We start from the raw sequence: 7,530 nt of genomic DNA on the forward strand, positions 1-7,530 counted from the left end.
GTCCAGCTCCGCTCCGCGCAACCTGCCCAGCGGGCAGGCGACGCCCCGCAACGCGCCGCCGAGCCGGCCGACGCAGCGCGACCGCAAGGGCGACGAGCGCCGCGGCGGCAAGCTGACCGTCAACCGCGCGCTGAACGAGGACGGCGCCCGCGCCCGCAGCCTCGCCGCGCTGAAGCGTGCGCGCGAGAAGGAGAAGCGTGGCTTCGGCGGCCCGCGCGAGCCGCAGGCCAAGCAGGTCCGCGACGTGCAGGTGCCCGAGGCGATCACCGTCCAGGAACTGGCGAACCGCATGGCGGAACGCGGTGCCGATCTGGTCAAGACGCTGTTCAAGATGGGCATGCCCGTCACGATGACGCAGACGATCGACCAGGATACCGCCGAGCTGCTGGTGACCGAATTCGGCCACAACATCGTGCGCGTGTCCGATTCGGACGTCGACCTGGCGATGGACACGACCGAGGATGCGCCGGACACGCTCCAGCCGCGCCCGCCGGTCGTCACGATCATGGGCCATGTCGACCATGGCAAGACCAGCCTGCTCGACGCGCTGCGCGGCACCGACGTGGTGCGCGGCGAGGCCGGCGGCATCACGCAGCATATCGGCGCCTATCAGGTCACGCTGAAGGACAAGTCGAAGGTCACCTTCCTCGACACGCCGGGCCATGAGGCGTTCACCGCGATGCGTGCGCGCGGCGCGGACGTCACCGACATCGTGGTGCTGGTGGTCGCGGCCGACGACGGGCTGATGCCGCAGACGATCGAGGCGATCAACCACACCAAGGCGGCCGGCAAGCCGATGATCGTGGCGATCAACAAGGTCGACAAGCACGACGCCAACCCGCAGCGCATCCGCGAGCGCCTGCTGGAGCATGACGTGCAGGTCGAGGCGATGGGCGGCGAGACGCAGGACGTCGAGGTGTCCGCGCTCAAGAAGACCGGGCTGGACACGCTGATCGAGAAGATCCAGTTGCAGGCCGAGCTGATGGAGCTGACCGCCAATCCCGACCGCCCCGCCGAGGGCAGCGTGGTCGAGGCCAAGCTGGACAAGGGCCGCGGCCCCGTCGCCACCGTGCTGGTCACGCGCGGCACGCTGAAGGTCGGCGACGTCTTCGTCATCGGCGCGGAAAGCGGCAAGGTGCGTGCGCTGGTCGACGACAAGGGTCGCCAGATGAAGACCGCCGGGCCGTCGATGCCGGTCGAGGTGCTGGGCATGTCGGGCACCCCGTCGGCGGGCGACAGCCTGCAGGTGGTCGAGAGCGAGGCGCGTGCGCGCGAGGTGGCCGAATACCGCCAGAGCGTGCTGCTGCAGAAGCGCACGACGCAGGCGCCGGCCAGCCTGGAGAGCATGTTCTCCGCGCTGAAGGCGAACCAGGCGATCGAATATCCGCTGGTCGTGAAGGCGGATACGCAGGGCACCGTCGAGGCGATCGTGGCGTCGATCAACAAGATCTCGACCGATCTGATCCGCGCGCGCGTGCTGCATGCGGGCGTCGGCGGCATCACCGAAAGCGACGTGACGCTGGCGGGTGCGTCGGGGGCGCCGATCATCGGCTTCCACGTGCGCGCCAATGCCAAGGCGCGCGAGATCGCCGAGCGGCAGAAGGTGGCGTTGAAATATTACGACGTTATCTACGACCTGATCGACGAAATCCGCGCCGGCATGGCCGGCGAGCTGGGGCCGGAGGCGTTCGAGACCGTCGTGGGCCGCGCCGAGATCCGCGAGGTCTTCTCCGCGGGCAAGCACGGCCGCGCCGCCGGCCTGCTGGTGGTCGAGGGGGCGATCCGCAAGTCGCTCAAGGCGCGCATCACCCGCGACGACGTCATCATCTACAATGGCGAGATCGCGTCGCTGCGCCGCTTCAAGGACGACGTGCCGGAAGTTCGCGCCGGACTGGAATGCGGTGTGACGTTCACGCAGAACTTCACCGACATCAAGGCCGGCGACTTCCTCGAAACCTTCGAGGTCGAACTGCGCGAGCGCACGCTGTAAACCTGTCTTCCCTCTCCCGGCGGGAGAGGGAGGGAGCCGGCAACGCCGGCGGAAGGGTGAGGGCGAGTGAGCGGTGGCGATGTCCCCCTCACCCTTCCACTCGGCGTTGCCGAGCGGGCCCCTCCCTCTCCCGCCGGGAGAGGGTTTTGATGCCATGACCAACCAACCCGAAAAGTCCGTCCGCACCCTTCGCGTCGGCGAACAGGTGCGCCACGTGCTGTCCGAAATCCTGCAGCGCGGCGATGTCCATGACGACACGCTGTCCAGCCACATGGTCAGCGTGACCGAGGTGCGCATGTCCCCCGACCTGCGCCATGCCACGGTGTTCGTGAAAGCGCTGCTGGGCAAGGACGAAGAGGCGGTGCTGAAGGCGCTGCGCACCAACACGGCCTACCTCCAGCGCGAGGTCGCGACGCGGGTGAAGATGAAATATGCCGCGCGGCTGAAGTTCCTGGCCGACGAAAGCTTCGACGAGGGCAGCCACATCGACGCGCTGCTGCGCCGCCCGGAGGTGGCGCGCGACCTTGACGGGGAATGAGGTAAGGTCGTGTCGCCGTTCGTCGGCGACGCGGCACATGCTGCGCTGAATTTGCGGAACGGTGGATGCCGGAACAGGTCCGGCATGACGGAAAGAGCGTTCACAGACCGCCCGGACACGGCCGGGGCGACGCTCGGTGCGAGGCGCGGGCGGCGTGTTTCTCCGCGGTCGGCATATCCGTCACGCGCTTCGTCCTCCCGGCACCGACCCCGCGTCATCTTGCGCGGGCGACGGCCCACCACCGGCCACCCAAATAGACGCCCTGATACCGGTCTTCGACGATCATGATCGGATAGAGCTCGGTCGATGCGCGGCTGGACATGGCGGTGATCCTGCGGTCTGAAACGGTCATGGCCAAGCTGTACTTCTACTATGCCAGCATGAACGCCGGCAAATCGACCACGCTGTTGCAGGCCGATTTCAACTATCGCGAGCGCGGGATGCGCACGATGCTGTTCACCGCGGCGGTGGACGATCGGTTCGCGCCGGGCACGATCACCTCGCGCATCGGGCTCACTGCGCCGGCGACGATGTTCGATGCCGAGACCGACCTCGCCGCGCTGGCGCTGGCGCGCCATGCCGAGGCACCGCTCGCGTGCGTGCTGGTGGACGAGGCGCAGTTCCTGTCCGCGGTGCAGGTCGCGCAGCTGGCCGCGCTGGCCGACGAGGCGGGCATCCCGGTGCTGGCCTATGGCCTGCGCACCGATTTTCGCGGGGCATTGTTCGAAGGATCGGCGCGGCTGATGGCGCTGGCCGACGCGCTGGTCGAGATCAAGTCGGTGTGCGCGTGCGGGCGCAAGGCGACGATGAACCTGCGCGTTGACGCCGAGGGCCGCGCGGTGGCGGAGGGGCGCCAGACCGAGATCGGCGGCAACGACCGCTATGTCGCGCTGTGCCGGCGGCATTTCATGGAAGCGTTGCAGGCGACCGCGTGACGGGGATCGGAAGAGGGGAGCACGGCGACCGATGATGCGCTGGACGATCTTGCCGCTGGCGCTGCTTGCCGGCGCGGCGGTGCCCGTCGCCGACGAGGATGCGGCCGTCCTGGGCGGCGTGCTCGCCGCGGTCGATCGCGGTGGGGCCGGGATGTGCGTGCCCGCCGAACTGACCGAGGCGCCGTTCGCGGGCATCCGCCGGATGATCGTCGAGGCGGCGCACGATCACAACCACCAAGCCCCCGGCCCCGCCGAGCGCCGCACGGCGATCCGCGCGATGACCGCCGAGTGGGAATGGGTCGCGGACCGGCCCGTCGGCCCGGCGTTGCGCCGCGCGGTCGCCGACGCCGCCTATATGCTGGCGGAAAGTGGCGATCCAACCCCGGTCGAATATGAGGCGGTCGGCGAACTCAACGCCAGCGATACGCCCGAAGGCGGGGCGACCGTGTCCCCCGCCCCGCCGCGCGACTTCGGGAAGGTCGACGCCGGATGGCTGGCGCCCGGACAGCGGCTGGGCACAGCGGAAACCTGCGGCTTTCCCGTGCTGACGCTGTCCGCGGTCGCGCGCCGCGGCGACATCGCCTTCGTGGAGGTGGGGATCAGCGGTGGCCCGCTGTCCGGCGCGGGCGAGATCTGGGCGCTGCGCCGCACCCCCGACGGCTGGCGCACGGTCGCGCGCCGGCGCACATGGGTTTCCTGACGCGGCGCGCGCGCCTATCTGACGCGGCATGAACCCCAACGGCATCGTCTGGTCGGTCGCGATATGGCTGATCCCGCTCATCATCGCGATCGTCTTCCATGAGGTGAGCCATGGCCTGGCGGCGCGCGCGCTGGGCGATCGCACCGCGGAGCGGCTCAACCGGCTGTCGTTGAACCCGCTGCGCCATGTCGACCCGATCGGCACCGTCGTGCTGCCGCTGGTGCTGGCGATCGCCAAGGCGCCGGTGTTCGGCTGGGCGCGACCGGTGCCGGTCGATACGCGTCACCTGCGCGATCCGCGCCGCGCGATGATGCTGGTGGCGCTGGCGGGGCCGGCGATGAACCTGGCGCTGGCGCTGGTCGGTGCGATCCTGCTGGGGCTGTTCGCGCAGTCGATCGAGACCGCGGCCGAGGGCAGCGTGGCGGCGTTCGTCGCGTCGAACCTGGTCAACTTCCTGCTCATCAACGTCTTCCTGGCGGTGTTCAACATGATCCCGCTGCCGCCGTTCGACGGCGGGCATGTCGTCGCAGGGCTGTTGCCGGAGCGGCTGGCGCAGAAGTGGGACGGGCTGGCGCGGTTCGGCTTCCCGCTGCTCATCGTCCTGCTGCTGGTGCTGCCCGCGCTGCTGCCGCAGGCGAACATCGTCCAGCGGCTGGTCGCGCCGCCGGCACAGGCGCTGACGAACCTGTACCTGTCGCTCGCCACCGCGATCGGGGGGTGAGGCGGTGCACGGCTGGCTGATCCTCGACAAGCCGCTGGGGCTTGGGTCGACGCAGGGCGTCTCCGCGGTGAAGCGCGCGTTGCGCATCGGCGGCTATGGCAAGACGAAGGTGGGGCATGGCGGGACGCTCGACCCGCTGGCCACCGGCGTGCTGCCGATCGCGATCGGCGAGGCGACCAAGCTGGCCGGGCGGATGCTTGACAGCGACAAGGTGTACGATTTCACGATCCGCTTCGGCGAGCAGACCGACACGCTCGACGCCGAGGGCAAGGTGATCGCGACCAGCGAGGTGCGCCCGACCGCCGCCGCGGTCGCCGCGATCCTGCCGCGCTTCACCGGACCGATCGCGCAGATGCCCCCCGCCTATTCGGCGCTGAAGGTCGATGGCCAGCGCGCCTACGATCTGGCGCGCGCGGGCGAGGAGGTGGTGCTGGCGACGCGGAACGTGACGGTTCATGCCGTGCGGATACGTCATCCCAGCGAAGGCCGGGATCTTCCAGTGCAGCGCACCGGGCCATCACTAGAGGACCTCGGCCTTCGCTGGAATGACGATCCGCTTGAGGAGATCACCCTCACCGCGCATGTCTCCAAGGGGACGTACATCCGCAGCCTCGCGCGCGATATCGCGCTGGCGCTGGAAACCGTCGGCCATGTCACCTATCTCAGGCGGACGAAGGCGGGGCCGTTCGCGCTCGCCGATGCGATTACGCTGGACAAACTGGACGAAATCGCTAAGGCGCGCAGCCTTGAACACAAACTCCTGCCGTTGAGCGCGGGGCTGGACGACATCCCGGCTCTATCGCTCACCCCCGATCAGGCAGGGGCGCTCCGCCAGGGGCGCGCGCTGATCGGGATCGCCGCCGATGACGGTCAGGCCTTCGCCATGCTGGGGGACATACCCGTCGCGCTGGTGGAGGTGGAGGACGGCAACGTCCGCGTCACCCGTGGTTTCAACCTGTAACGATGTCGATCTAGGGAATATGAATGTCGATCACTGCTGAACGCCGCCAGGACGTCATCAAGGACAATGCCCGCGCCGAAGGCGACACCGGGTCGGTCGAGGTCCAGGTCGCGATCCTGACCGAGCGGATCAAGAACCTGACCGAGCATTTCAAGGGCCATGCGAAGGACAACCATTCGCGCCGCGGCCTGCTGATGATGGTCAACAAGCGTCGTTCGCTGCTCGACTATCTCCGCAAGAAGGACGGGGACCGCTACCTCGCCCTCATCGCGAAGCTGGGTCTTCGCAAGTAATCCGGAAGGGCGCCCTCGCGGCGCCCTTCTCGTATCCGCCCTCCGGCAATTCGGCCAAGCGGGCGGCGGCGGAACACTCCGCCACACGAACGGGACGTGCCCGTTCGAACACAGGCCCCGGCGACATAGGGTCGCCGGTGTGAAGGAAAACAGATGTTCGATACCAAGAAGGTGCAGATCGAGTGGGGCGGAAAGACCCTCACTCTCGAAACGGGCCGTGTGGCCCGTCAGGCCGACGGCGCGGTGATCGCGACGCTCGGCGAAACGGTGGTGCTGTGCGCAGTGACCGCCGCCAAGAAGGTGAAGGAAGGGCAGGACTTCTTCCCGCTCACCGTCCACTATCAGGAAAAGTTCTCCGCCAGCGGCCGCATCCCTGGCGGCTTCTTCAAGCGTGAGCGCGGCGCGACCGAGCGCGAGACGCTGATCAGCCGCCTGATCGACCGTCCGGTGCGCCCGCTGTTCCCGGAAGGCTTCTACAACGAGATCAACTGCATCGCGCAGGTGCTGTCGTATGACGGCGAGAACGAGCCGGACATCGTCGCGCTGGTCGCGGCGTCGGCGGCGCTGACGATCTCGGGCGTGCCGTTCATGGGCCCGATCGGCGCGGCGCGCGTCGGCTACAAGGATGGCGAATACATCCTCAACCCGACCGATGCCGAGGCGGTCGAGGGCGACCTGGACCTGGTCGTCGCCGCCACCCACGACGCGGTGATGATGGTCGAATCCGAAGCCAAGGAGCTGTCGGAAGAGGTCATGCTGGGCGCGGTGATGTTCGCGCACAAGGCGTCGCAGCAGGTGATCGACGCGATCATCGATCTGGCCGAGCAGGCCGCCAAGGATCCGTGGGACCTGCCCGCGGGCGACGACCAGAAGGCGGTCAAGGCCGAGCTGAAGAAGCTGATCGGCAAGGACATCACCGCCGCCTACAAGCTGACCGACAAGCAGGCGCGCCAGACCGCGCTGGCGGCGGCCCGTTCCAAGGCGAAGGACGCGATGGCGGACCGTTCGCCGCAGGAGCAGCTGGTCGCGGCCAAGCTGGTCAAGAAGCTGGAGGCGGACATCGTCCGCACCGCGATTCTGAAGGACGGGCGCCGCATCGACGGGCGTTCGACCACGCAGATCCGCCCGATCGAATCGGAAGTCCACTTCCTGCCGCGCGCGCACGGTTCGGCGCTGTTCACCCGCGGCGAGACGCAGACGATCGCGACCACCACGCTGGGCACCCGCGATGCGGAGCAGATGATCGACGGCCTGAACGGCCTGTCGTACCAGCATTTCATGCTGCACTATAACTTCCCGCCCTATTCGGTCGGCGAAGTCGGCCGCTTCGGCGCGCCGGGCCGCCGCGAGATCGGCCATGGCAAGCTGGCGTGGCGCGCGCTGCACCCGGTG

At 68.5% G+C, this 7,530-nt stretch carries 9 protein-coding genes; 8 read left to right on the forward strand and 1 reads right to left on the reverse strand.

The genetic code is table 11. From position 1 onward, the window contains the following. Together infB and rbfA are read left to right on the forward strand one after the other, a co-directional pair. Positions 1-1,990: translation initiation factor IF-2 (infB, locus tag AX685_RS15640; RefSeq protein WP_066490307.1), on the forward strand; the 1,990-nt coding region annotated here is incomplete at its 5' end. A 154-nt stretch (positions 1,991-2,144) separates the two neighbouring features. Further along, positions 2,145-2,528 carry a 30S ribosome-binding factor RbfA gene (gene rbfA, locus AX685_RS15645; protein ID WP_066490309.1) on the forward strand — a complete coding sequence of 128 codons (384 nt, stop codon included), beginning with the start codon at positions 2,145-2,147 and terminating at the stop codon, positions 2,526-2,528. A 214-nt stretch (positions 2,529-2,742) separates the two neighbouring features. Here rbfA and AX685_RS21760 read toward each other — a convergent pair whose 3' ends face one another. Beyond that, positions 2,743-2,886, reverse strand: a complete 144-nt coding sequence (locus AX685_RS21760; protein ID WP_197418649.1) for a hypothetical protein — start codon at positions 2,884-2,886, stop codon at positions 2,743-2,745. Between AX685_RS21760 and AX685_RS15650 the strand changes: the two genes are divergently transcribed. From AX685_RS15650 to pnp, 6 genes are all read left to right on the forward strand, one after another. Next, positions 2,879-3,463 (forward strand): thymidine kinase, encoded by a 585-nt coding sequence (locus tag AX685_RS15650; protein WP_066490323.1) that lies wholly within the window; start codon positions 2,879-2,881, stop codon positions 3,461-3,463. The genes AX685_RS21760 and AX685_RS15650 overlap by 8 nt on opposite strands. A gap of 34 nt (positions 3,464-3,497) precedes the next feature. Beyond that, entirely contained in the window at positions 3,498-4,163 is a 666-nt protein-coding gene (locus tag AX685_RS15655) for a hypothetical protein (RefSeq protein WP_156445854.1), read from the forward strand. 28 nt (positions 4,164-4,191) lie between these two features. Beyond that, positions 4,192-4,884 carry a site-2 protease family protein gene (locus AX685_RS15660; protein WP_066490315.1) on the forward strand — a complete coding sequence of 231 codons (693 nt, stop codon included), beginning with the start codon at positions 4,192-4,194 and terminating at the stop codon, positions 4,882-4,884. A 4-nt stretch (positions 4,885-4,888) separates the two neighbouring features. Beyond that, positions 4,889-5,845 (forward strand): tRNA pseudouridine(55) synthase TruB, encoded by a 957-nt coding sequence (truB, locus tag AX685_RS15665; RefSeq protein WP_066490318.1) that lies wholly within the window; start codon positions 4,889-4,891, stop codon positions 5,843-5,845. A gap of 23 nt (positions 5,846-5,868) precedes the next feature. Further along, complete coding sequence (gene rpsO / locus AX685_RS15670; RefSeq protein ID WP_066490321.1) at positions 5,869-6,138, forward strand: 30S ribosomal protein S15; 270 nt, start codon at positions 5,869-5,871, stop codon at positions 6,136-6,138. Between the two features lie 153 nt (positions 6,139-6,291). After that, positions 6,292-7,530: polyribonucleotide nucleotidyltransferase (gene pnp, locus AX685_RS15675; protein WP_082741010.1), on the forward strand; the 1,239-nt coding region annotated here is incomplete at its 3' end.

It is taken from the genome of Sphingomonas sp. CCH9-F2, from assembly GCF_001556735.1.
GTDB classification, from domain to species: domain Bacteria; phylum Pseudomonadota; class Alphaproteobacteria; order Sphingomonadales; family Sphingomonadaceae; genus Sphingomonas; species Sphingomonas ginsenosidimutans.

Coding starts and splice junctions, on each gene's coding strand:
- rbfA (WP_066490309.1), top strand. CDS start 2,145: ATGACCAACCAACCCGAAAAGTCCGTCCGCACCCTTCGCGTCGGCGAA.
- AX685_RS15660 (WP_066490315.1), top strand. CDS start 4,192: ATGAACCCCAACGGCATCGTCTGGTCGGTCGCGATATGGCTGATCCCG.
- rpsO (WP_066490321.1), top strand. CDS start 5,869: ATGTCGATCACTGCTGAACGCCGCCAGGACGTCATCAAGGACAATGCC.
- AX685_RS15650 (WP_066490323.1), top strand. CDS start 2,879: ATGGCCAAGCTGTACTTCTACTATGCCAGCATGAACGCCGGCAAATCG.
- AX685_RS15655 (WP_156445854.1), top strand. CDS start 3,498: ATGCGCTGGACGATCTTGCCGCTGGCGCTGCTTGCCGGCGCGGCGGTG.